The organism is Bradyrhizobium sp. CCBAU 051011 (assembly GCF_009930815.1).
Taxonomy (GTDB): Bacteria; Pseudomonadota; Alphaproteobacteria; order Rhizobiales; family Xanthobacteraceae; genus Bradyrhizobium.
In genome coordinates this window covers 6,903,643-6,927,597 of sequence record NZ_CP022222.1, presented here as the reverse complement: position 1 = coordinate 6,927,597, position 23,955 = coordinate 6,903,643, and the positions used below count along the sequence as shown (strand labels likewise).

Here is a 23,955-nt window from a genome sequence, read left to right as displayed (position 1 = left end):
TGGTAATTGGGGTGATGGGGATTCGACGGCCAACAACGATCGTTCGGGCGGTTCGTGGTACTGTTGCCGTGGCAACATGCCTTGTCCTCGCCAATTGCGCCTCGTCGGACAAATTCGCCAGCCGCATCGATCCCAAATACGGGGTCTCCTCGAGCCCCCGCGTCGTGGCGTTTGGCGATCCCGTGCCGAAGGGCGGGGGAACCTACCGCGTCGGCAAGCCCTACACCGTCGCAGGCCGGGTCTACGTGCCGGAAGAGGACCCGAACTACCGTGCCGAGGGAATGGCCTCCTGGTATGGCGATGACTTCCACGGCCGGCTGACCGCCAATGGCGAAGTCTTCGATATGACCTCGCTAACGGCGGCCCATCCGACCCTGCCGATCCCAAGCTATGCCCGTGTCACCAACGTCCGGAACGGCAAGTCGCTGATCGTCCGCGTCAATGACCGCGGCCCTTATCACGGCAACCGGCTCATCGACGTCTCGAACAAGGCCGCGGAACTGCTTGAATTCAAAGCCAACGGCGTCGCCAAGGTCCGCGTTGAATATGTCGGCCGGGCCCCGCTCGAGGGTTCCGACGACCGCCAGCTCCAGGCGACGCTGCGGACCGGCGAGCCTGCGCCGTCCCCCGCCACGGTCCGGGTCGCGTCGGCCCGCCCGTTTGTTCCGGAGATGCCGTCGTCCGCGGGCCGTATCCGGGGCGAAGTGCCGATGCCGGCGGGGAGGCCCTATAGCCTCGGCAATACCTCGGCGGACTACGCCTCGGTCAATGCGACCTCGGAAATGTCGGCCTCCAGCCGTTCGCGTGGCCGTGCCGCGGAAAATCCGCGCGCGGTGTCCTACGAGAACGAGGCCAACTATGCGGCCCCGAGCCAGGCTTACCTGCCGGTCGATCCGCGGGGGCCAAGCGAAGTCCTCAGCGGCCGCGGCCTCTACTAGCCGTTCAAGAAGGCGATCAGGGCGGCGTTGACCTCATCGGGCCGCTCCTGCTGAATCCAGTGTCCGGCCCCATCGAGAATCAGCTTCCGCCGCAAGTTCGGCAGCACGCGCTCCATTTCCTTGACCTGCTTGGCGCCAATCAGCCCGGTAATGACGCCGTCTTTCGATCCCGCGATGAACAGCGAGGGCTGGTGGATTTGCGCGCCCTGCCAGGGTGCCGTCAGTTCCCAATTGCGGTCGATGTTGCGATACCAGTTCAGCCCGCCACGAAAGCCGGACTCTTGATAGACGGCCGCGAAATAGGCGAGGTCGGCCTCGGTCAGCCAGTTCGGCAACGGTCGATTCGGGTCGGTATCGCCGAGGAAGCCCTTGCCCTCCTGCACGAACTGATGGGCCGCCGGATCGGAGAGCCCGCGCCCGGCCAGCACGATTCGCATCGTCGCCGCGACGTCGCGCTCGAACTCGGCCTCCGCCACGCCGGGAGCCTGAAAATACTGCCAGTAGAAATTGGTGATGCCGTTCTGCCTGAGCGTCTCGAGCGGCAGGCCGCGCCCGCGGGAGGGTGGCGGAACGCTTAAGCCGGCGACCCCGGTGAAGATATCGGGCCGGAACATCGCCGCGTGCCAGGCGACTGGCGCGCCCCAGTCATGGCCGACAATGACCGCCTGCTTTTCGCCGAGCGCCGCCACCAGCGCGACCATGTCGCCGACATTGTGGAAGATGGTGTAGGCGCCGACATCGGCCGGCGCGCTGGTCCGCCCGAACCCACGCATGTCGGGAGCGACGACGTGGAAACCGGCTTCGGCAATGGCGGGGATCTGGTGCCGCCAGGAGTGGGACAGTTCGGGCCAGCCATGGCAGAGCAGCACCAGCGGACCCTGACCCTGTTCAACAATAAAGAAGTCCAGCCCGTTGGCGGAAATAGTGCGTGAAGATGGCATCGCGTTTCCGCCCTGTTTTTCGTATTCTGTCGGGAGATTGCGGCATCGCCACGATATGTTCCTTCGTCCGCTGCCGCAATCGGATCGACACGGCTGCGCGTCCAAAACCTGTGTTGTTTGCGATACTTCCAACTGTTAAAACGCGCGGATTCAGGACATCGCCGATGGCAGCAGAGACCTCCGTTCCCCGCAAATCCGACGCCGCGGCCGTTCTTGCGTGGCGAAGCCTGATGGCGGCTACCGTCGCGCTCGCGGTGGGCTGGGGCGGGATCGTCTACGCCGCCAACAACAGCGTGCAGGGCGCGCCGAAGAAAGAGGACGGCGGCTTTGACGGCGATGCGCCGACTGCAATCCTGATCGAAGGTTCCAGCGGCAGCGTGCTGTTCGAGAAGAACGCTGACGAATTGCGAGCGCCGTCCAGCATGATGAAGCTGATGACGGTCGAGGTCGTCTTCAACGCCATCAAGGAAGGCAAGGTAAAGCTGACGGACGAATACCGGATCAGCGAGAACGCCTGGCGCAAGGGCGGTGCGCCGGCCGGCGGCTCGACCATGTTTGCCATTCTCAACAGCAAGGTCTCGGTGGACGACCTGTTGAAGGGCGCGATCATCCAAAGCGGCAATGACTCCTGCATTGCGTTGGCCGAAGGCATGGCCGGCAATGAGCGGATCTTTGCCGCCGACTTCCTGACCAAGCGCGCCCGCGAGATTGGCTTGACGAAGTCGACATTCGGCAATTCCAGCGGCTTGCCCGATCCCGCCAACAGGATGACGGTTCGCGAACTGGCAAAGCTCGCCCGCCATCTGATCGTGGCCTATCCCGACATGTACAAATTGTTCGGCGAGCGGGAGTTCACCTGGAACAAGATCCGCCAACAGAACCGCAATCCGCTTCTTAACACGCTCAACGGCGCCGACGGGTTTAAGACCGGCTACACCAAGGAAGGCGGCTACGGCATGGTCGGCTCCGCCGTGCAGAACGATACAAGGTTGATCGTCGTCATCAACGGGCTCGAGGATCCCGATGATCGTGCCTCTGAGGCCAAGAAGATGCTGGAATGGGGTTTTCGCAATTTCGAGACCCGCACTCTGTTCGCGGCCAACCAGCAGGTCGGCTATGCCAAGGTGTTCGGCGGCGAAAGCCGCTCGGTGAAGCTTGCCAGCCCTCAGCCGATCAAGGTGATGGTGCCGAAGAACGGCAACGAGAAACTGATCGCGCGCATCGTCTACAATGGTCCGGTGCGGGCCCCGGTGGAGGCCGGCCAGCCGGTCGGTGTCGTCAAGGTGTGGCGCGGCGCCAACGTCGCCGTGGAGGCGCCGGTCTATGCTGCGGAAGCGGTTGGCACCGGGTCGACCATGCGCCGCGCGATCGACGGAGCCAGCGAGCTCGTCATCGGCGTGTTCCGCGCGAGTGCAGAGAAGCTCTGAGCATGAACCAGGCAACGCTGCAGCGGCCATCCGGACGCGGGAAGTTCATTACCTTTGAAGGCGGCGAGGGCTCCGGCAAGTCCACGCAGATCAAGAAGCTCGCCGAGCGTCTGGCGGCGGCGAAGCTGCGCGCCATCGTCACCCGCGAACCCGGCGGCTCGCCGGGCGCGGAAATCATGCGGCATCTCGTGCTGTCGGGAATGGGCAAGCTGCTGGGACCGGACGCGGAGACATTGCTGTTCGCGGCCGCGCGCGACGACCACGTTCGCACCGTCATCCAGCCGGCGCTCAGCCAGGGAACGTGGGTGCTGTGCGACCGCTTCTCCGACTCGACCCGTGCCTATCAGGGTCGACTGGGGCAGGTCGCGCCCGGCGTTCTTAACGCCATGCAGCGGGTCACGATCGGTGATCTCAAGCCGGACCTGACCATCATTCTGGATATTCCCGTGGAAGTCGGCCACCAGCGCGCCGCGGCCCGCCGCGGCAGCGGCGTGCCGGACAGGTTCGAGGCGGAAGATCTGCAATTCCATCAGGGGCTGCGCGATGCCTACAAGCAGATCGCCGCGGAAGAGCCGCAACGCTGCGTGCTGATCGATGCCAATGCCGACGCAGACACGGTTGCCGGCCGCGTCTGGACGGCGCTGCGCGATCACCTGTTCGCGGTCCCGAATAAGGCGGGAACGGCATGAGCGCACGCAAGGCCGAGCAGGAGACGGCGATCAGGCATCCCCGCGAAACGGCCGATCTGTTCGGCCACCGCGAGGCGGAGACCGCCTTGCTGACAGCCTACCGCAGCGGGCGCATTCCGCATGCCTGGCTGATCGGCGGACCGCAAGGCATCGGCAAGGCGACGCTGGCCTATCGCATGGCGCGCTTCGTGCTCGCCAATCCCAATCCAGTCCTGCCTTCGGTGCAGCGCGCCGAGACGCTGGCGCTCGATCCGAATGATCATGTCGCGCGTCAAGTCACCGCCGGCGCGCATGGCGGGTTGTTGGTTTTGGAGCGCGGCCTCAACGATCGCGGTGTGATGCGGACCGTGATCACCGTCGACGAGACGCGGGAGACGATTTCGTTCTTCGGCTCGACCGCGGCGGTGGATGGCTGGCGGGTCTGCATCGTCGACACCGTCGACGAGCTCAATCCGAACGCCGCCAACGCGCTGCTGAAAATTCTCGAGGAGCCGCCGCAACGATCGCTGTTCCTGCTCGTCAGCCATTCGCCGGCGCGGGCCTTGCCGACGATCCTGTCCCGCTGCCGCAAGCTGCCGCTGCGGCCGCTTGCGGCCGACGACGTCATTCGCGCGGCAGCGCGGGCCGCTGACATCGCACCCGATGATCCGGCGCTATCGGAGGCTGCCGATGCCGCGGAGGGGAGCGTGTCCCGCGCGCTGACGCTGCTCGGCGGCGACGCGCTGAAGCTGCAGCAGCGGACTGCGGCGCTGCTGGCGACGCTGCCGCAGGTCGATCCGCGCGAATTGCATGCCCTTGGCGAGGCGCTGGGCACCAGCGACCGTGTGGCGCTGGCCGCCTTCACCGACGGCATCGAGCGCTGGATCGGCGAAAAGCTGCGCGCTGGCGACGCCAACGCAAATCTGCCCCGCCTTGCACGGCTGGCGGAGGTATGGGAAAAGATCGTCCGCGCCGCGCGCGACACCGAATCCTATAATTTGGAGCGAAAACCGCTGGTTTTCTCGGTGTTCGGGATGCTCGCGGACGCGACGCGGTAACGCTCCGCCTGATCTCAATCCAACAATCTTTGAGTCATAAAGGAATTCGTGGTGGCGACGGCTGGAAAGAAAGCTTCGAAAAAGCGCAAGACGAAGAAGGCTCGCAAGTCGCCATCCGCTAGCGCCAGCAAGAAGGCAGCGGCGAAAAAGCGTGCGGCCAAGAAAAGTATGACCACGAGCAAGCGCGGTGTGAAGAAGGCCGGCAAGGCTTCGAAGAAGGCTGCAAAGAAGGCTCCGAAGAAAGCCGCGAAAAAGTCGGCCAAGAAGGTCGCGAAGAAGGCCGTCAAAAAATCAGCCAAGAAGTCCGCAACGAAAACTGCGCCGAAGAAGCGCGCGGTAACGCCGCAAGAAGCGAGCCCTGCCATTCAAGCGGCGCCCGTGGCAGAAAGTCCGAAGCCCGCCGCGCCACGCTCGAAGCCGGCGCCCGCCGCCAAGCCGGCGGCGGCTGCCGAGCGCGACACGTACTTCATCACGACCGCGATCGCCTATCCGAACGGCATTCCGCATATCGGCCACGCCTACGAGGCGATCGCGACCGACGCGCTGGCGCGGTTTCAGCGGCTCAACGGCAAGGATGTGTTTTTCCTCACCGGCACCGACGAGCACGGCCTGAAGATGGTGCAAACCGCCGAGAGCGAAGGCATGAGCGTCGCCGAACTCGCCGCGCGCAATGCCGGCCGGTTCAAGGAGATGGACGAACGCCTGAACGTCTCGTTCGACCGCTTCATCCGCACCACGGAGCCTGACCATCATCGTTCGGTCCAGGTGGTCTGGAACCGGATGCAGCAGAACGGCGACATCTATATCGACACCTATGCCGGCTGGTATTCGGTGCGCGACGAGGCCTATTACGCCGAGGAGGAAACCGTCCTCGGCGAGGACAATGTGCGTCGCGGCCCCCAGGGCTCGCCGGTCGAATGGGTCGAGGAGAAGAGCTACTTCTTCAAATTGTCCGCCTATCAGGATCGCTTGCTGCAGCTCTATGAGAGCCAGCCGGATTTCATCGGCCCGGATTCGCGCCGTAACGAAGTCGTCAGCTTCGTGAAGGGCGGCCTGAAGGATCTCTCCATCTCGCGCACGACGTTCGACTGGGGCGTGAAGGTCCCGAACGACCCCGAACATGTGATGTATGTCTGGGTCGATGCGCTCACCAACTACATCACCGGCGTCGGCTTCCCCGACGAGAACGATGCGAACTGGCGCTACTGGCCGGCGGATGTGCACATCATCGGCAAGGACATCATCCGCTTCCATGCGGTGTACTGGCCGGCGTTCCTGATGTCGGCCGGCATTCCCGTGCAGAAGCGGGTCTATGCGCACGGCTTCCTGTTCAACAGGGGCGAGAAGATGTCGAAGTCGGTAGGCAACGTCGTCGACCCCTTCAATCTGGCCGATCAGTACGGCGTCGACCAGATGCGCTATTTCTTCCTGCGCGAGGTGCCGTTCGGACAGGACGGCAACTACAACCATGAAGCCATCGTCGCGCGCATCAATGCCGATCTCGCCAACGATCTCGGCAATCTGGCGCAGCGCTCGCTATCGATGATCGCCAAGCAACTGGGCGGCGTGCTGCCGGAGCCGGGCGAATTCACCGACAATGACAAGGAAATCCTGGCGGAAGCAGATGCCATGCTGGAGGCGTCGCGGACCGCGATGGCGAGCCAGCAGATCCATCAATGGCTGAACGTGGTGTGGTCCGTGGTCGCGGAGGCCAACCGCTATTTCGCGGGCGAGGCGCCATGGGCGCTGGCCAAGACCGATCCGGCGAGGCAGAAAACCGTGCTCTATGTGACCGCGGAAGTGGTGCGGCAAGTCGCGATCCTGACGCAACCGGTGATGCCGGAGGCCTCGGGCAAGCTGCTCGACAGCCTCGGCGTTCCCCAGGACGCAAGGGACTTTGCGGCGATCGGGACGCGGATTGCGGCCGGCACGAATTTGCCGCCGCCGGTCGGGGTATTTCCGCGCTATGTCGAACCAAAGGCGGATTGAGCCGTTTGCAAGCCATGCTCATCGACAGCCATTGCCATCTCGACTTCCCGGATTTTGCCGAGGATCTCGATGCCATCGTCGCGCGCGCCGAGACGGCGGGGATCGGCCGCATCGTCACGATTTCGACCCGGGTGAAGCGGCTCGGCGAGTTGCTCGCCATCGCCGAGCGGTTTCCCAACGTCTATTGCTCGGTCGGCACCCATCCGCACAACGCCGATGAGGAAGACGGCATCCCTGCCAGCGAACTGATCGAATTGACGAAGCATCCGAAGGTCGTGGCGCTGGGGGAGGCGGGGCTGGACTACTTCTATGAGCACGGCTCGCGCGAGGCGCAGGAGCGTGGCTTTCGCGCGCATATCACAGCGGCACGGGCGACGGGCCTCCCGCTGGTGATCCATACCCGCGAAGCCGACGAGGATTGCGGCCGCATCCTTGAAGACGAGATTGCCAAGGGGCCGTTCCGCGCTGTGCTGCATTGCTACACCGGCGGGCGCGAACTGGCGATGAAGGCGATTGGTCTGGGCCTTTCGATCTCTTTCACGGGCATCCTGACCTTCAAGAAGTCCGAAGCGTTGCGCGAGCTCGCGGCTGAACTGCCGGCCGATCGCATCATGGTCGAAACCGACTCGCCATATCTGGCGCCCGGCAAGTTTCGCGGCAAACGCAACGAGCCGTCTTACGTGGTTGAGGTCGCGAAGGTGCTGGCAGAGACACGCGGGGTATCGCTGGAGGAGATCTCGCGGCAAACGACGGAAAATTTCTTCCACCTGTTCTCCAAGGTGCCGGCGGCGAAGGCGACCGCATGACGGTGACGCTGACGATCCTTGGCTGTGGATCCTCCGCCGGCGTGCCGCGTCCGGCGCTCGGCTGGGGTGCCTGCGATCCCAACAATCCCAAAAATCGCCGCCGCCGCTGCTCGCTGCTGGTCGAGCGTACCGGCGCGCACGGCACCACGCGGATCTTGATCGACACCGCGCCCGACCTGCGCGAGCAATTGATCGACGCCAATGTCGATCACATTGACGCGGTGTACCTGACGCATGAACACGCCGACCAGACCCACGGCATCGACGATCTGCGTTCGGTCGTGCTGCACCAGCGCCGGCGCATTCCCGTCTACTTCAACCAGTCGACCGCCAAAGACATCATGGCGCGGTTCTCCTATTGCTTCATCTCGCCGGAAGGCAGCGACTATCCGCCGATCCTGACGCGCCATTCGATCGAAGCCGGCGAGAGTCATACCACCGAAGGGAAGGGCGGCCCGGTCAAACTGTCCGCCTTTCTGGTTCATCACGGCAGGATTCCGGCGCTGGGATTCCGCGTCGGAGCCGCCGCCTACACGCCCGACCTGCACGACATTCCCGAGGAGAGCTGGCCCGCGCTCGAAAATCTCGATCTGTGGATCGTCGATGGACTGCGCTATGCCGGTCATCCCAGCCATTTCAGCGTCAACGATGCGCTGTCATGGATCGAGCGCTTCAAGCCGAAGCAGGCCGTGATCACCAACATGCATTCGGACCTCGATTATGAGGTGTTGCGGCAGAGCCTGCCGGATGGCGTAATTCCGGCCTATGATGGGATGCGGCTGGAGCTCGGCTAGGACCGCCGCGCGGCTTGCGCCGTCCGCGCCAACACGCACATTCTAGACCAAAAGACACCGCGACAGGGCCTTTCGCCGGGCGCCATACCGGCCTATGACGGGATGAGGCTGGTACTTGAGAACCCGGACAGAAGATCGATTGCGCAGTGCAAACTCGATCGTAGGCCGTGGAGGAGTTTCGATGATTGGCCTGTTCTTTGAAGTCCAGACGAGGCCAGGACACCGCGATCAATATCTCGATCTCGCGGCCTCGCTGAAGCCTGACCTTGAGGCGATGGGTGGCTGCCTCTTCATCGATCGCTTCAGGAGCTTGACGCGGGAGAACCTGCTGCTGTCCTACCAGATCTGGCAGGACGAGGGGGCGCTGACGGCGTGGCGGGCGCATGCGCGCCATCATGATGTCCAGACCATCGGCCGCGAGAGAGTCTTTTCGGACTATCGCATCCGCGTCGCGCAGGTCATCCACGAAGCAAAACCGGGGCAGCCGATCTGGCAGCCTGAGCGGCGCACTCCCTATAACGATCCGGCAAGGCGCAAGCCGACCTATATCCTCGCCGCTGAATCAAAGCATGCCACGCTACCGGCCGAGACCAAATGGCGCCGTGACGCTTTCACAAGCGTCTATCGTGACGAGCACTTTGCGCACCTGATCGATCTGCCAAATGACCAAGCAGGCGTCGAATTCGGCTCCCGCCTGTTTGCCGATCCGACGGTACAGTACTTTCGAGTCTTCGAAGTGATGCGCGACTACAGCATGTTCGAACGCGCTGAAGCGCCGCAATACTATCCGCCCGTGGAACGAGCATCAGCATAGAGGCTGCATTCAGTCGCCGAGCGACGATCTTATGTCATGGCCGCTGATGGCATAAAGCTCAAGCAGCCGGTCAAAGGTGATGCCGCTCCTCTGCTCGACTGCAAGAGGATGGTCGGTGGGTTCCAGCACTACACGCGGTCGCTGTCGGCCGCTCACTAGATGAACCTGACATTTGAGGTTCAGCGTATCGGGATATCCTTCAAGCCGATTGGAGAACCAGCCGAACCATGGGCCGAGTTCGTCCTGTTCGCCCCTATCGAATGTCTCGACGTAGCGCACAAAATTCTCGCGTGACAGGGTCGTCCACACACCGAAGCCGAATGGTTGGTCGCTGCCGCCTCGGATCGGCAGCTCGAGCACCGCCCGCACAAAGAAATGCTGTCCGTCCAGAACGCAGAAATCCTCGGAGAGGAAGTTGCCGCTGAGGTCCAGCGCGCTGTTGGGCGCCTTGTCCTCAGTACCGGGCCATTGCGCGGGATTACCGCAAGCCAGGTCAATCAGGCCGTGATGCGTTTCGCCGCAGACTCCACAAGACCACGGCCGATCCCATAGCCGACGCCAGCGCGGGTCGTTGGCCAAATCGAAATCGTCATTCATTGGACTCATGCGCGTCAGGCCGAAATCGCTTTCGCCGAATCCACCTGGTTGCGCAGCATGAACTTCTGGATCTTGCCGGTGGAGGTCTTCGGGATAACTCCGAACACCACCGCCTTCGGCGTCTTGAAGCCCGACATGTGGCTGCGGCAGAAGGCGATGATCTCGGCTTCCGTCGCCTTGGCGCCTTCCTTCAATTCGACGAAGGCGCAGGGCACCTCGCCCCATTTGGAATCGGGTTTTGCGACCACAGCCGCGAACAGCACGGCCGGGTGCTTGTAGAGGACATCTTCGACCTCGACGGAGGAGATGTTCTCACCGCCTGATATGATGATGTCCTTGGAGCGGTCTTTGATGATGACGTAGCCGTGCTCGTCGAGCACGCCGAGATCGCCGGTGTGAAACCAGCCGCCGGCGAAGGCTTCTTGCGTCGCCTTCTCGTTCTTCAGATAGCCCTTCATCACGATATTGCCGCGGAACATCACCTCGCCGATGGTTTCCCCGTCGCGCGGCACCTCCTGCATGGTCTCGGGGTCGAGCACCGTGACGGCTTCTTCCAGGGGGTAGGGCACGCCCTGCCGGCGCTTCATCTGCGCGCGCTGGTCGGCGGGGAGTTCGTCCCAGCCCGGCTGCTCGGCGCAGACGGAGGCGGGGCCATAGACCTCGGTCAGGCCGTACACATGCGTCAGCTTGATGCCGATGCTTTCGGCGCCCTCGAGCACGGCGACCGGCGGCGCAGCACCTGCGATCAATCCGACGACGGGGCGCGCGGCGTTGCCCTTGGGCGCACCGGGCGCGTTGATCAGCGTGTTGTAGACGATCGGCGCACCGCACATGTGGGTGACGCCGTGTTTGGGTATCAATTCGAAGATCTTGGCCGGATCGACTTTGCGCAGGCAGACGTTGATGCCGGCGGAGGCCGCGACCGTCCATGGGAAGCACCAGCCATTGCAGTGGAACATCGGCAACGTCCAGAGATACACCGGATGCTGGCCGAGATTGCCGGCCAGGATGTTGCTGACGGCGTTGAGATAGGCGCCGCGGTGGTGGGTGACGACGCCCTTCGGGTTGCCAGTGGTGCCGGAAGTATAGCTTAGCGCAATCGCGTCCCATTCATCGCCGGGCAGCCGCGCGACGAAGCCGGGATCGCCCGCCGCAACTGCCGCCTCGTACTCAATCTCACCAATCCGCTTGCCGCCGGCAAAAGCCGCGTCGTCGACATCGACGACGAACGGTTTCGGCCCCTGCATCAGCGTCAGCGCTTCCGCAATCACGCCAGAGAATTCCGGATCGACGAGGATGATTTTCGCGCCACCATGGTCGAGCTGGAAGGCAATCGAGGGTGCGTCGAGCCGGATGTTCAGCGCGTTCAGCACGGCACCCGCCATCGGGACCGCGAAATGCACCTCGTTCATCGCCGGGACGTTCGGCAGCATCACTGCTACCGTATCGCCGTTGCCGATACCTCGTCCGGCGAGCCATGACGCAAAACGCCGGCACCGCGCGTAGGTCTCGGCCCAGGTGAAGCTGCGGCCTTCATAGACGGTGCTGACATGATCCGGATAGACGGCGGCGCTGCGGGCGAGGAAGCTCAAAGGCGTCAGCGGCACATAGTTTGCCGGGGTCTTGTCCAATCCGATGGAATACTGGTTCTGGGCTGCGCTCATCGGCTGTGTCCCATTTACAAAATTAGACCTTACAAGAACCCGATGGAAATCCACGGGAAGATCGCCACGATAATCAGGCCGACCATCAGCGCCAAGAGGTAGCCCCAGATCGGCCGGATACCTTCGGCCGGATCGACGCGTCCGATGGCGCACGCCGCATAATAGCCTACTCCGAAGGGCGGCGCGAATAACCCGATACCCATCGCGAGGATCACGATCATCGCATAGTGGACCTCGTGCACGCCCACCGTGCGGGCGATCGGAAACAGCAAAGGCCCGAACAGCACGATCGCCGGAATGCCCTCGAGCACGCTGCCCAGGATCACGAAGGCCACGATCGAGACCGCAATGAATGTCGACGAGCCGCCGGGCAGGCCGGTCATGGCGGCCGCCAGCGTCCGCGAAAAGCCGGACTGCGTGAGACCCCAGGCCATGCCGGTGGCGCAGCCGATGATCAGCAGGATCGCGCCCGACAGGCCCGCGGTCTCGACTAGCATCGGCACGATCCGCCGCCAGTCGAAATTGCGGTAGATCAGGAGGCCGTAGACAAAAAAGCCGACGATGAAGGCATAGACGATGCCGATGGTGGAAACCTCGGTCGCGGTCGCGATACCCTCGACCACCGCGTAGCGGATCACGAACGGCAGCGCGATAGCGGGCAGGGCGATGGCAAACGCGCGGACGATCTCGCCGGCGCTCGCCCGCGTGACATGCCGCAGGTCCTCGTTCCGGTAGCGCCACCACACCAGCGCCGACAGCGTGATCGCCAACACCAGGCCCGGCAACAGGCCACCGGTGAACAGCGCCGCGATCGACACACCGGTGACCGAACCGATGGTAATCAGCACCAGGCTCGGCGGGATGGTTTCGGTCTGTGCGCCCGTCGCGGAGAGGAGGGCGACCAGATCGCCCGGCTTGGCGCCCCGCGCCTTCATTTCCGGAAACAACACCGGCGCCACGGCGGCCATGTCGGCAGCCTTGGAGCCCGAGATGCCCGAGACCAGATACATCGCCCCGACCAGCACGTAATGCAGTCCGCCGCGGACATGGCCCAGGAGACTTGCCAGGAACGCCACCATGGCGCGCGCCATGCCCGTCATCTCGATCAAGAGACCGAGGAAGACGAAGAGGGGCACCGACAGCAGAATGAGGTGGCTCATGCCCTCGTCCATGCGGCCGACCAGCACCATCAGCGGCGTGCCCGTGGTCAGCGCCAGATAGCCATAGGTCGCCAGACCAAAGCCGAACGCGATCGGCACGCCGGCGAACACGCAGAAGCCGGCGACGCCGACAAAGAAGATGATCAGGTTGAGGTTGCCGAGCGGCTTGAGCGAGCCCCTGATCAGCCAGAATATCCCGATGACCAGCGCCACCGAGAGGATCGCGGCCAGCACCGTGCGAAAATTGCTCGCGCGGGCCAGCCGCAGCAGCGCAAACATCGCCATCAGGGCAATGCCGACCGGCAGCGCTGCGGCGCGCCAGATATTGCTGATCTGCAGCGCCGGCGTGGTGATGTAGCTTTCCTCGTAGGCGTATTCGTAGGCCGGCCAGGCGATCAGAATGAGAAACGCCAGCGCCGCCGACGTCGCCACCAGATCGAGATAAGCGCGCATGGCGGGCTTCGCGCTGGCGACCACCGCCGTCATCCGCATGTGCTCGGCGCGGCGGAATGCGACCGCGGCACCCAGCATGGCAAGCCACAGGAACAGGATCGAGGCGAGTTCGTCCGACCAGATCAACGGCTGGTGCAGCGCATAGCGCGCCACCACGCCTGCAAACAGGATCATGATCTCGGCTATGACCAGAAGCGCGGCCGGAAGCTCGACCAGCACTCCCAGGGCGTGTTCGATCGACGCCAGCAACGGTCGGCGGCGAGGAGGGGACTGACCCACCTCGCCGCCAATGCCCTCACTCAATTCGGCATGAGCCATGACGGTCGCTCAGACGCTACGAGAGCTTGCCCACGGACTTCTCGAGCAGCTCCCAGGCCTGATCGCCATATTTACCTTTCCATTCGGCGTAGAAGCCGGCGGAGCGCAGCTTGTCGCGGAACGGCGTCACGTTGGGCTGGTTGAAGGCAAGGCCCTTGCCCGCCAGTTCCTGCTGCAGCCCGGCATTGAGCTTGGCGACGTCCTCGCGCTCCTTGACGGCCGCCGCATTGATGTTCTTGGCGACGATGGTCCTGACATCCTCGGGGAGCTTTTCCCAGGCGCGGCGGTTCGCCAGGAACCAGAAGCCGTCCCACATATGGTTCGTCAGCGAGCAGAACTTCTGCACTTCATACAGTTTCGCGGTCGAGATGATCGCGAGCGGATTTTCCTGGCCCTCGACGATCTTGGTCTGCAGCGCGGAGTAAACTTCACTGAAATTGATCGAGGCGGGCGCCGCCTCGAACGCCTTGAACATCGAGGTCCAGAGCGGCGACACCGGTACCCGGATCTTGAAGCCCTTGAGGTCCTCAGGACCGTTGATCAGCTTGGTCGATGACGTCGTCTGGCGGAAGCCGTTGTCCCAGATCTTCTCCATCACCACGAGGTTCGCCTTGGCGATCTCGCCACGGATATGGCCGCCCAGGCCCCCGTCCATGGCCCTCCAGACCGTGTCGTAGTCCGGAAAAGCAAAGCCGATGCCGCTGATCGACGCCGCCGGCACCAGCGTCGCCAGAATCAGGCCCGACAGCGTGAAAAACTCGACGCCGCCCGAGCGGATCTGGCTCAGCATATCGGTATCGGAACCGAGCTGGTTGTTCGGGAAAATCTGCAGGTCGAACCGGCCATTGGTCTCGGCTTTGATCGCCGCGGCCATTTCCTTGGCCCGGGCGTTCATGGGATGGCCGTCAGGAAGATTATTGGCGTATTTGTAGGTAAATTCGCCCGCCTGGGCCCGCGCCACCAACGGCGCGCCGATGCCGCCCAAAACCGCTGACGCAGCGGATGCCTTGAGAAGCGTGCGTCGTGAAAAACTCATCCTTGTTCTCCCTTAAGGGTTGTTGTTCTTGAGACGACCCGATGTCGCGAGTCATCAGCGTACTCGGGCGCTTATTGCAGCGTCGGCACGCGGCGGCAACACAGGCTTTGGCGGATCAGGCCTGCTTAGGCCAAACGAACGCCTGTACAGCTGTCAGGCTGGCCCGGTTTGCCAGGATATCCGGCTAAATATTTGATCTAATTGTAGATATAGATATTCCATAATATACCTTATGCGAATTATGGATATGCGGGTCAACAGCCAGCCGGCATTCGTTAAACTGCATTGGAGCTCGTTGATTTCGTCGCTGGTAGCAGCCCACTTCCCGCCCACAAATGCGGTCCAGGCGACGCCAGCGGCATCGGGAGGTTCATCATGCAAGGACAATCGCGCGCCATTCCATTCGACACGGCCAAGCTCGACTTGCTGATGGAAGCGGCCGGGCTCGACATCCTGGTCGCGACGTCCAAACACAATGTCCAATATCTGCTCGGCGCCGAGCGCGCGATCTTCTTCGACTACATGGATGCGCTCGGGGTTAGCCGCTACCTGCCGGTCGTGATCTATCCGAAAGGCGCGCCAGACAAGGCGGTCTATATCGGGCATCGGCTGGAGACCCATCAGCGGGCCGTCGCGCCGCTGTGGGTTCCGCAGGCCCGTACCGAAGGCAACGGATCGGTGGATGCCGTTTCACAGGCGGTCGGCCTGATCAAGGGCGCGGGCGTGCCGATGAAGCGGGTCGGCGTCGAGATGCCATTCCTGCCGATGGACGCCGGCAGGGCCCTTTCCGATGCCCTGCCCGGTAGCGAGATCAAGGATGCGCTGCTGGTGCTCGAACGCCTGCGTGCCGTGAAATCGCCGGCCGAATTAGCCAGGCTGAAGAAGGCGTCGGAATTGGTGATCGACTCCATGATCGAGGTCATCGCGAACCACGGCCCGGGCACCACCAAGCAGCAGCTTTCCGATGCGCTGAAGATCGCGGAGGTGAACCGCGGATTGACGTTCGAGTATTGCCTGCTGGCTTGCGGCTCCAGCCACAACCGGGCGCCTTCGGCACAGCGCTGGGAGAACGGCGACGTGCTGTCACTGGATTCCGGCGGCAACTATCACGGCTATATCGGCGATCTCGCGCGGATGGCGGTGCTGGGCGAGCCGGACAGCGAGCTCATGGACCTGCTGGCCGAAATTGAAACCATCCAGCGGGCGGCGTTCGCCGCCGTTCGGCCGGGTGCCATGGGCGGTGAAATTTATGTCGCGGCTGAGAGAGAGCTCGCGCGGTCCAGCCAGCGCGAATGTACCGACTTTCTCGCGCACGGCATGGGGCTGGTCAGCCATGAGGCCCCTCGCCTGACGGCTACAGGTCCCATTCCCTACGACGATCCGGACGCGCGCCGGCCATTGGAGCCGGGCATGGTGGTGTCGATCGAAACAACGATGAAGCATCCCACGCGCGGCTTCATCAAGCTGGAAGACACGGTTGCGGTGACGGCAACGGGCCACGAGATCTTTGGCGAAGGCGGCCGCGGTTGGAACATCGGCGGCAGGGCACAGGTGCGTTGAGGCCGTTTGGCTTTCACCGCGCTCCGACAATCAGGCCTTCTCCACCTCACCGCCCGCGGGTTGGTTTCCAACTGAGTCCGCCACTCCTCACCACTCCTTGAACGTCGGCTCGATGCATCCCCCGCAGACCCAGGGAAAGGTCCAATCAGCTGTACGGTTGGCGCTGTCGGGGATGTACTTGCTCCAGGCATCGGCTCGGACCGGATTGATCGACCGCCAAATGACATTGAAGGTCCCGGAAGAATTTATCTTGCCTATCATGACTGGCTTGGAAAGATGATGGTTGGTGTTCATTGCAACCTCGAAGCCGCTCGGTGCGTTGATCCTCTGGCCGTACATGGCTTGCCGGACCGCATCTATGTCGGTTGTGCCCGCTTGAACGACGGCTTGTGCCCACATCCTGAACCCAATGAAGGTGGCTTCCATCGGATCATTCGTGGTTTTGTCTCGTTGCTTGTTGAAGTCCGCCCACATCCTCACGAAAGCGTCGTTCTCTGCTGACTTGATCGACTGGAAGTAATTCCAGGCCGCCAGATGCCCGACGGGGGCAATGTCCGCACCCAGCAATTCGCGCTCGCCGAACGAGAAAGCCATCACTGGTACTGCGTTGGCGTCTACCTGCTGGGCTGCTAGTTCGCTGTAGAGGTACGTGTTTGCATCTCCGTTAACGGTTGATATGACTGCGGTCTTTTTTCCCTCCGAACCGAAGGCTTTGATTCGCCCGACGATCTCTCGCCATTCGTAATGACCGAACGGCGTATAGATCGTCATGATGTCATCCGGCGACACCCCTTCTGCAGCAAGATACGCGCTCAAGATTCGGTTGATCGTGCGCGGGTAGACGTAGTCGGTACCGAGCAGAACCCATCTGCGAACCTTGCCTCCCTCGTTGCTGATCAGATATCGAACGGCCGGAATTGCTTGCTGGTTGGGCGCGGCCCCGGTGTAGAAAATGTTACGCGAACTTTCTTCACCCTCGTACTGCACGGGGTAAAAGAGCAAGCCGTTCAGTTCCTCGAAAATCGGCAGCACGGACTTGCGCGAGGCGGAGGTCCAGCACCCGAATACAACGGCGACCTTGTCGTTGGAGATTAGCTGCCTCGCTTTCTTCGCAAAGACATCCCAATCGGACGCGGCATCCACAACGACTGGCTCCAGTCTCCGTCCAAGCAGCCCACCCTTCTTGTTTTGATCCGCAATCAGCATGAGGACGGTGTCCTTGAGCACGGACTCGCTGATTGCCATGGTGCCCGACAAGGAATGGAGAATTCCAATTTTGATGGTGTCCTCGCCGGCGTGAGCCGCCGAAACTGCGAGCATCAGCCACAGGCCGAACAACCTTGCCAAGACACATGGCACCGCACCTGGCATCATTGATTTCATGTCGCTGCCCCGACCAGCTCGAAGATGCGGGTTTCCTTCGTCATGCCCTTGGCAATGACCGTCTCGAAGGCTCTGAACTGGAAGCAGTGCTCAACCCGCGAATGGACGCTTTCGCTCACAAGAATGGTGGTTCCAAATTGCTTGTTCAGCCCTTCGAGGCGCGCCGCCAGATTTACCGTATTGCCAAGGGCAGTGTAGTTCATGCGCTCCGTCGACCCAAGATTGCCGACGATGGCCTCCCCTACATGTATGCCAAATCGCGTGAAGAACGGCTTCAGGCCCTCGGTTTCGAACTGAGAGTTGAGCTCCTCACATGCCGCCCTGCCCGCAAGGGCTGCCCGGCAGGCCCGCTCGACGTGGTCGGGCTGTGGATTGGGCGCGTTCCAAAACACCATCACGGCGTCGCCAATGAACTTGTCGACTGTTCCGCCTTCGGCGAGAAAGGCCTCCGTAAGCACGGAAAAATAGCGCGACGTTTGGTGCATGAGAGTATCAGGGTCTGCGGACTCTGCGATCGTCGTAAAATCCCGGACGTCAGTGAAAACGACGCTGATCTCCTCTCGAACACCGCCAAGCTCGGTTGAGATGGAATCATCAACGATGCGCTGGACGATCTCCTTGGGCACAAAATGTGCGAACGACCAGATGGCGCGTTGCGCGAGTTCCATTGCACTGCCGAGTTCGTGAATTTCCTTAATGCGTGACGCGACTGACGAGGGGCCGGGCGCAGCCAGCGTCTGGAGTTTGACGGCTTGGGCAGTAATGTCTCTCAATGATCGAGACATTCCGCCGCCGAATATCCAAATGACCGGAATAAAAGCAGCGCTAGCGATGATTGCGAGGATTAGTCCGGTGAACTGGAGTTTCCGTACATTCTGAGCAAAGTCTTCTTGGGCCGCCAGCAACAGTATGGCGGCGTCATATTGCCCACCCAGATTGAATTTTGTCACCCTGAACAGAAAGTCCCGCCCGTGATCGTCACGGATACTTCCGTTGTAGTGGTCGCGACCATCTGATCTGCGCAAGGCTTCCTGCACGACGCCCGAGTTGATTTCCTTGATGCTTGGCAGTTGCGGTTGGGATGGATGCGTCATCGCATCGACAACGAATTGTGCGAAATGGGGGTGGGCTATAAGCGCGCCGGCCGAGTCGAAGATCAAGACACTGCCGTGCGCTCCCGGTCGTTGTGACTGGACGAATTCGCTGAAGCTGTCGAGCTTGAGATCTGCGGCAAGGACGCCGGACACTTTGCCTCGCAAGGGCGCGCTAACGGTGATCACGGGTGCGCCGATGCTGAATGAAAGATAAGGCGATGAGACCAGCGCTCGGTCGGCTTTTACCGTCTCGTGGTACCAGCTCCGCTTGCGCGCGTCATATCCGTATTTCCATAGATCAAGCTGCCCGACCTGGTTGCCCTGCTGATCTTCGAAAATTCGTCGCATCGGCAGATCGCCACTGGGCGTGGGCCGGACCAAATTGATCGCAATGTTGGCCTCAGGCGTCGCACGCAGCCTTCCGCGCTGCTCGTCGTTGAGACCGTCAATGCGCCGTACCTGCAACCAAGCACCGTTTTCGAAACCTGCATAGACACTGTCCATTTGAGGCTGTTCTTGCAGTGCGGCTTTGAATAGCGGGATCGCACGGCCGGTCTCGGTTCTTTCATTTGAATCGGCTACACTGGAACTTGTCGCCAGCACATGTACCAACGACGTCATAGTCGTAATCTCGGTGCGGAGGCGCCCGAGTGCCTTCGCGCTGGTCGCATCCATATAGGCAGACGCGGCTTCGTGCGTGGCCCAACGAAGAGCCAGGATCTGAATTGCGATCAGCAGCACGGCCAGAGCGACGATAAACGCCATCACCGCGAAGGTGAGTGAGGTTCGAAATGTGAACATCCCGTGCGCCCTCCTCAGTCGCGAAGGATACAGCCGGTAAGTCTCTTCGACGTTCGTTACGCGCGCTTCCGCGCTAAAGTCATGCTTCCTTATCGAAATCAACACCAAGCCATTTCCGAGACTTGACTTAAATCAAGCTCAGAATACGCCTCCGGTACGGCATTGATATTATTATCGCTTTATCCTAACTGCCCTTGAAGCGCGGCTTGCGGCGCTCCAGAAACGCCGCGACACCTTCCTTGTGATCCTCCGTCATGCTCGCGAGCGCGAACTGGTCGAGATCCATGTGGCTGGCGAGATCATCGAGCGCATGCGCCAGGCGGTTGACGGTCAGCTTGGTCATGGCGACCGACAGCGGCGGCTGGGCGGCCACCTTGGTGGCGAGCGCCATCGCGGCCTCGAAAGCCTTGCCGGGATCAGCCACCTCCTCCACCAGCCGCCATTCGTAAGCTTGAGTGGCCGAGATGCGCTGGTCGGCGAGGATCACGGCCTGCTTGGTGCGGGCCGGTCCCATCAGGTGCAGCATCCGCGGCACGCTTTGCCAGCTCATGTTCATGCCGAGGCCGATCTCGGGCACGCGCATATGAGCGTCGCGGGCCATCACGCGGAAGTCCAGCGCAACGGCCAGCGCCACGCCACCGCCGACGCAGAAGCCTTCGATGGCGCCGATGGTGATCTGCTCCATATCCTGCCACGCCCGCGTCAGCCGCGGTCCAAGCTTCAGGTGCCGGCGCAGCGCGCCAAGGTCCATTGTCTTCCGCGAGCGGCCTTCCGGATCCTTCAGGTCGAAACCCGCGCTGAACGATTTGGCGCCGCCAGTGAGCACCACGACGGAGGTCGCAGCGTCATCCTCGAAGCTGCGTGCGGCATCGGTGAGCTGGCGCATCGCTTCCGGCGACAGCGCATTGATGCCGTCGCCACGGTCGAAACGCACGACGGCGACGCGCCCATCCGGTCCCTGGCCTTTTTCAATCTTCACAAATTCGGTCACGCATGGCCTCCCTGCCCTTGTTTTCCCGAACCTATCTCAGAAATGAATCTGCGGTCTCGGGAAAGGCTGCAAGTAGGCCTGGAGACGGATCACAAATGTCCGGTGCGATGGTGTTCCGGCTGGCTACCGGGCACCGGGAAGCGGATCGTAGTGCCGAGCGTGATCCAGTTGGCGTTCTCGCCCGAGATATTGCGGCCATAGATCAGATCGACCGAGAAAATCTCGTTCGGCCGGTAACGCAAGCCGGTCTGGAACCGCGGCTGGACCACGCTCGGCGTATCCGATTGGCCCGCCTGGCCAAAGGCTTCGATGGTCCACTGCAAGGTTTCCGTGAACTTCCAGTCGAATCCGATTCCGTAAGCCAGGAAATGGCGATCGACACTGCGGTCCCACAGCCAGCCGCCGTTGAAATTGACGCGCATATTTTCGTTGAGCCGGAACGTCGCCGGGACCACTGCAAAAGCGGTGAGATTCTCGCCGGTCAGCGCATCGAAGGAGCCGCCGGCATAAAAGGAAAAGCCGAGCCTTCCGACGCCAGTCGGCGCGATGTTCATCTTGGCCTTCGGCTGGATCGTAGCGCTCCATTCGCTGTCGCTGCGCGCACGGTTGGTGAGCATGCTCAATTCGACCGGCTTGAACGGGTTGACCACACAGGAGGGATTCGCGACCGCCGAAAAATCCGTGTTGGACGCGGCCGACAGCCAGCTCTCGACCTTGCACGAGCCGGCTTCGCCAATGTCGGCTGCATCGACCGCATAGGCGCCATTCGCCGCCCACGCCTCTCCCGCCGGAAGCCAGGCCAAAATGGCCATGGCCGCCGCTATTTTGGTCCACCCTGCCCTGATCCCCATCGGCAAATGCTAGCAGAGTCCCAGCCTCGACATAGCCCGGATTTTGCGCCTATCCTGACCGCATGAGCGACCATGATCACGACCACCACGGCCATCATCACGACCACGATCATTCCGAGCTGTCGGAGACCGAGCTGCGCGTGCGCGCGCTGGAATCGATCCTAACCGAGAAAGGCTATGTCGATCCGGCGTCCCTCGATCTCCTGATCGACCTTTATGAAAAGAAGATCGGACCGCGCAACGGCGTTCGCGTGGTCGCCAAGGCGTGGAGCGACCCCGCCTATCGCGAACGCCTGATGAAGGACGCAACGGCGGCGATTGCCGAGTTGGATTATTCCGGCCGCCAGGGCGAACACATGGTCGTCGTGGAGAACACGCCGGAGCAGCACAACATGGTCGTGTGCACGCTGTGCTCCTGCTATCCGCATCCCGTGTTGGGGCTACCGCCGGTCTGGTACAAATCCGCGCCCTACCGCTCGCGCGCCGTCTCCGACCCGCGCGGCGTGCTGCAGGATTTCGGCGTGACGCTGCCGGATACGACCAAGATCCGGGTCTGGGATTCCACGGCCGAAATCCGCTACCTCGTGCTGCCGATGCGTCCCGAGGGCACCGAGGGCTGGAGCGCCGAGCAACTCGCCGAACTCGTGACACGTGACAGCATGATCGGCACCGGCCTGCCCAAACAGCCGAGCGAGATCGCCTGATGGACGGCGCGCATGACATGGGCGGCGCCAAGGGTTTTGGCCCCGTCATACCTGAGCCGAACGAGCCGGTGTTTCATGGCGACTGGGAGCGTCGCGCCTTTGCGCTGACGGTCGCGATGGCACGCCCCGGCGGCTGGAACATCGATATGTCGCGCTTCGCACGCGAGAACCGGCCGCCCGAGGATTACCTCAGCAAGAGCTATTTCCAGATCTGGCTGGCCGGGCTGGAAACGCTGATGATCGAGCGCGGACTGGTGACGCGCGAGGAGATCGAGGCCGGCAAGGTGCTCTCGCCGCCCAAGCCCGGCGTCAAGCCGGTCGCTCCCAATGAAATCACACCGGCGATCCGGCGCGGCGGCCCGACCGAGCGCGAGGCGAAGGCGCCAGCGATGTTTGCGGTCGGCGAGACCGTGCGGATGAAGGACATCCATCCGGTGACGCATACGAGGCTGCCGCAATATGTCCGCGGCCATCTCGGCACCATCGAGCTCAATCACGGCTGTCACGTCTTTCCCGACACCAACTCGCTCGGCCAGGGCGAAGACCCGCAATGGCTTTACACCGTGCGTTTCGACGGGCCGGAATTGTGGGGCAAGGGTACGGACCCGACGCTCAGCGTCTCCGTCGACGCCTGGGAATCCTATCTGGAGCCCGTGTGATGAATCTGACCCCGCAACAGGCGATGCGGGCGGCCATCGCCGTGCCCGGCGTCCCCCGCGACAAGGACGGCCCCGTGTTTCGCGAGCCGTGGGAGGCGCGCGCGTTTGCCATGGCGCTGGCGCTGCATGAGGCCGGTGTCTTCACCTGGAAGGAATGGGCGGAGACGCTGGGCGCGCAAATCAAGCACGCGCAGGCCGCCGGCGACCCCGATACGGGCGAGACCTATTACCGGCACTGGCTGGCCACGCTGGAAACGCTGGTCGCAGCCAAGGGGGTTGCGACGTCGGATGTCTTGCATCGCTACCGTGATGCATGGGACCACGCCGCCGACCGCACGCCGCATGGTGCGCCGATCGAGTTGAAGGCGGAGGATTTTGGATAAGCCACCGTCATTGCGAGCGAAGCGAAGCAATCCATTTCACGGCACAACGGATAGATGGATTGCTTCGTCGCTGGCGCTCCTCGCAATGACGAAAGCATCTACTGTTCCGCATATTCCCGCCAGCCCTTGGCCCGCAATGCGCAGGCCGGACACTCTCCACAGCCATAGCCCCAATCATGCTGCGCGCCGCGCTCGCCGAGGTAACAGGTGTGGGAGTGCTCGCGGATCAGGTCGACCAGCCCTGCCCCGCCAAGCTCATGCGCGAGCTTCCAGGTTGAGGCCTTATCGAGCCACATCAGCGGCGTGTGCAATTCGAAATTCTTCGCCATACCGAGGTTCAGCGCCGACTGCAGCGCCTTGATGGTCTCGTCACGGCAATCCGGATAACCGGAGTAATCGGTCTCGCACATGCCGCCGACGATGTGACGGATGCCGCGCCGGTAGGCCAGCGCCGCGGCGAAGGTTAGAAACACCAGGTTACGGCCGGGTACGAATGTGTTCGGCAGACCGTCGGCCCCCATTGCAATGGCCACATCGCGTGTGAGTGCGGTGTCGGAAATTTCCGCCAATGTCGGGATTTCCAGCGTGTGGCTATCGCCAAGTTTTGCCGCCCATTCCGGCCGCAGCGATTTCATCCCGGACAAAAGCCGGTCCCGGCACGCAAGTTCGATCGCGTGGCGCTGACCGTAGCTGAAGCCGAGCATTTCGACGCGCGCAAAGCGGCGCAAGGCCCAGGCCAGGCAGGTGGTGGAATCCTGCCCGCCGGAAAACAGCACCAGCGCGGTTTCGGAGTCGTTCATGTCCCCCCTTAGCATCCATCGATATCGAGGCCAATCGGCTGCAGAGCGATGCGATTTCGACGTCGA

23 protein-coding genes are annotated in these 23,955 nt (G+C 62.4%); 12 read left to right on the top strand and 11 right to left on the bottom strand.

Going from position 1 to position 23,955, the window contains the following annotated elements; all coding sequences use genetic code 11:
- The first annotated feature begins 14 nt into the window (after nt 1-14).
- Nucleotides 15-938, top strand: a complete 924-nt coding sequence (locus ACH79_RS32575; RefSeq protein WP_161854606.1) for a septal ring lytic transglycosylase RlpA family protein — start codon at nt 15-17, stop codon at nt 936-938.
- Here ACH79_RS32575 and ACH79_RS32570 read toward each other — a convergent pair.
- Nucleotides 935-1,879: an alpha/beta fold hydrolase gene (locus ACH79_RS32570; protein ID WP_161854605.1), complete on the bottom strand. Its 945-nt coding sequence runs from the start codon at nt 1,877-1,879 to the stop codon at nt 935-937. The genes ACH79_RS32575 and ACH79_RS32570 overlap by 4 nt on opposite strands.
- A gap of 230 nt (nt 1,880-2,109) precedes the next feature.
- Between ACH79_RS32570 and ACH79_RS32565 the strand changes: the two genes are divergently transcribed.
- From ACH79_RS32565 to ACH79_RS32555, 3 genes are read left to right on the top strand one after another with little or no spacing between them, the layout of a single operon-like run.
- Nucleotides 2,110-3,306: a D-alanyl-D-alanine carboxypeptidase family protein gene (locus tag ACH79_RS32565; RefSeq protein ID WP_246738749.1), complete on the top strand. Its 1,197-nt coding sequence runs from the start codon at nt 2,110-2,112 to the stop codon at nt 3,304-3,306.
- A gap of 2 nt (nt 3,307-3,308) precedes the next feature.
- Complete coding sequence (tmk, locus tag ACH79_RS32560; RefSeq protein ID WP_161854603.1) at nt 3,309-3,995, top strand: dTMP kinase; 687 nt, start codon at nt 3,309-3,311, stop codon at nt 3,993-3,995.
- Entirely contained in the window at nt 3,992-5,032 is a 1,041-nt protein-coding gene (locus ACH79_RS32555) for a DNA polymerase III subunit delta' (protein ID WP_161854602.1), read from the top strand. Before tmk ends, ACH79_RS32555 begins: the two co-directional genes overlap by 4 nt.
- A 14-nt stretch (nt 5,033-5,046) precedes the next feature.
- On the opposite strand, the gene ACH79_RS44410 is transcribed toward ACH79_RS32555, so the two are convergent.
- Entirely contained in the window at nt 5,047-5,397 is a 351-nt protein-coding gene (locus ACH79_RS44410) for a hypothetical protein (protein ID WP_246738223.1), read from the bottom strand.
- Nucleotides 5,398-5,410: 13 nt separating this feature from the next.
- Here ACH79_RS44410 and metG point away from each other — a divergent pair, with 13 nt between their 5' ends.
- The 4 genes from metG to ACH79_RS32535 all read left to right on the top strand — a co-directional run bounded on the left by metG (nt 5,411) and on the right by ACH79_RS32535 (nt 9,435).
- Nucleotides 5,411-7,021, top strand: a complete 1,611-nt coding sequence (gene metG / locus ACH79_RS32550; RefSeq protein ID WP_246738222.1) for a methionine--tRNA ligase — start codon at nt 5,411-5,413, stop codon at nt 7,019-7,021.
- A 14-nt stretch (nt 7,022-7,035) separates the two neighbouring features.
- Nucleotides 7,036-7,827, top strand: a complete 792-nt coding sequence (locus ACH79_RS32545) for a TatD family hydrolase (protein WP_161856676.1) — start codon at nt 7,036-7,038, stop codon at nt 7,825-7,827.
- A complete protein-coding gene (locus tag ACH79_RS32540) occupies nt 7,824-8,621 on the top strand; it encodes an MBL fold metallo-hydrolase (protein WP_161854600.1) in 798 nt (265 codons plus the stop codon). The genes ACH79_RS32545 and ACH79_RS32540 overlap by 4 nt, the downstream gene beginning before the upstream one ends.
- Nucleotides 8,622-8,802: 181 nt before the next feature.
- Nucleotides 8,803-9,435 (top strand): antibiotic biosynthesis monooxygenase, encoded by a 633-nt coding sequence (locus ACH79_RS32535; RefSeq protein ID WP_161854599.1) that lies wholly within the window; start codon nt 8,803-8,805, stop codon nt 9,433-9,435.
- Nucleotides 9,436-9,444: 9 nt separating this feature from the next.
- On the opposite strand, the gene ACH79_RS32530 is transcribed toward ACH79_RS32535, so the two are convergent.
- The 4 genes from ACH79_RS32530 to ACH79_RS32515 are packed head-to-tail and all read right to left on the bottom strand — an operon-like array spanning nt 9,445 to nt 14,663.
- On the bottom strand, nt 9,445-10,032 hold the full coding sequence (locus ACH79_RS32530) for a DUF2199 domain-containing protein (protein ID WP_161854598.1): 588 nt from the start codon (nt 10,030-10,032) through the stop codon (nt 9,445-9,447).
- A 14-nt stretch (nt 10,033-10,046) separates the two neighbouring features.
- Nucleotides 10,047-11,696, bottom strand: coding sequence for an acyl-CoA synthetase (locus tag ACH79_RS32525; RefSeq protein ID WP_161854597.1), 1,650 nt, complete (start codon nt 11,694-11,696; stop codon nt 10,047-10,049).
- Between the two features lie 29 nt (nt 11,697-11,725).
- The gene (locus ACH79_RS32520) at nt 11,726-13,627 is read right to left on the bottom strand and encodes a TRAP transporter large permease subunit (protein WP_161854596.1); all 1,902 of its coding nucleotides are present in this window, start codon (nt 13,625-13,627) and stop codon (nt 11,726-11,728) included.
- A 16-nt stretch (nt 13,628-13,643) separates the two neighbouring features.
- On the bottom strand, nt 13,644-14,663 hold the full coding sequence (locus tag ACH79_RS32515; RefSeq protein WP_161854595.1) for a TRAP transporter substrate-binding protein: 1,020 nt from the start codon (nt 14,661-14,663) through the stop codon (nt 13,644-13,646).
- 375 nt (nt 14,664-15,038) lie between these two features.
- Between ACH79_RS32515 and ACH79_RS32510 the strand changes: the two genes are divergently transcribed.
- Nucleotides 15,039-16,223, top strand: a complete 1,185-nt coding sequence (locus ACH79_RS32510) for a Xaa-Pro peptidase family protein (protein ID WP_161854594.1) — start codon at nt 15,039-15,041, stop codon at nt 16,221-16,223.
- An 87-nt stretch (nt 16,224-16,310) separates the two neighbouring features.
- Here ACH79_RS32510 and urtA read toward each other — a convergent pair whose 3' ends face one another.
- From urtA to ACH79_RS32490, 4 genes are all read right to left on the bottom strand, one after another.
- A complete protein-coding gene (gene urtA, locus ACH79_RS32505; protein WP_371419481.1) occupies nt 16,311-17,597 on the bottom strand; it encodes an urea ABC transporter substrate-binding protein in 1,287 nt (428 codons plus the stop codon).
- Nucleotides 17,598-17,602: 5 nt separating this feature from the next.
- On the bottom strand, nt 17,603-19,501 hold the full coding sequence (locus ACH79_RS32500; protein ID WP_161854593.1) for an adenylate/guanylate cyclase domain-containing protein: 1,899 nt from the start codon (nt 19,499-19,501) through the stop codon (nt 17,603-17,605).
- A 184-nt stretch (nt 19,502-19,685) separates the two neighbouring features.
- Nucleotides 19,686-20,492, bottom strand: a complete 807-nt coding sequence (locus ACH79_RS32495) for an enoyl-CoA hydratase/isomerase family protein (protein ID WP_161854592.1) — start codon at nt 20,490-20,492, stop codon at nt 19,686-19,688.
- 89 nt (nt 20,493-20,581) lie between these two features.
- Complete coding sequence (locus ACH79_RS32490; RefSeq protein ID WP_246738221.1) at nt 20,582-21,304, bottom strand: hypothetical protein; 723 nt, start codon at nt 21,302-21,304, stop codon at nt 20,582-20,584.
- 101 nt (nt 21,305-21,405) lie between these two features.
- On the opposite strand from ACH79_RS32490, the gene nthA reads away from it, so the two are divergent.
- From nthA to ACH79_RS32475, 3 genes are read left to right on the top strand one after another with little or no spacing between them, the layout of a single operon-like run.
- On the top strand, nt 21,406-22,047 hold the full coding sequence (gene nthA, locus ACH79_RS32485) for a nitrile hydratase subunit alpha (RefSeq protein ID WP_161854590.1): 642 nt from the start codon (nt 21,406-21,408) through the stop codon (nt 22,045-22,047).
- Nucleotides 22,047-22,706, top strand: coding sequence for a nitrile hydratase subunit beta (gene nthB, locus ACH79_RS32480; protein WP_161854589.1), 660 nt, complete (start codon nt 22,047-22,049; stop codon nt 22,704-22,706). The genes nthA and nthB overlap by 1 nt, the downstream gene beginning before the upstream one ends.
- Entirely contained in the window at nt 22,706-23,089 is a 384-nt protein-coding gene (locus tag ACH79_RS32475; protein ID WP_161854588.1) for a nitrile hydratase accessory protein, read from the top strand. The genes nthB and ACH79_RS32475 overlap by 1 nt, the downstream gene beginning before the upstream one ends.
- 98 nt (nt 23,090-23,187) lie before the next feature.
- Here ACH79_RS32475 and queC read toward each other — a convergent pair whose 3' ends face one another.
- A complete protein-coding gene (gene queC, locus ACH79_RS32470; protein ID WP_161854587.1) occupies nt 23,188-23,889 on the bottom strand; it encodes a 7-cyano-7-deazaguanine synthase QueC in 702 nt (233 codons plus the stop codon).
- Nucleotides 23,890-23,955 lie beyond the last annotated feature (66 nt).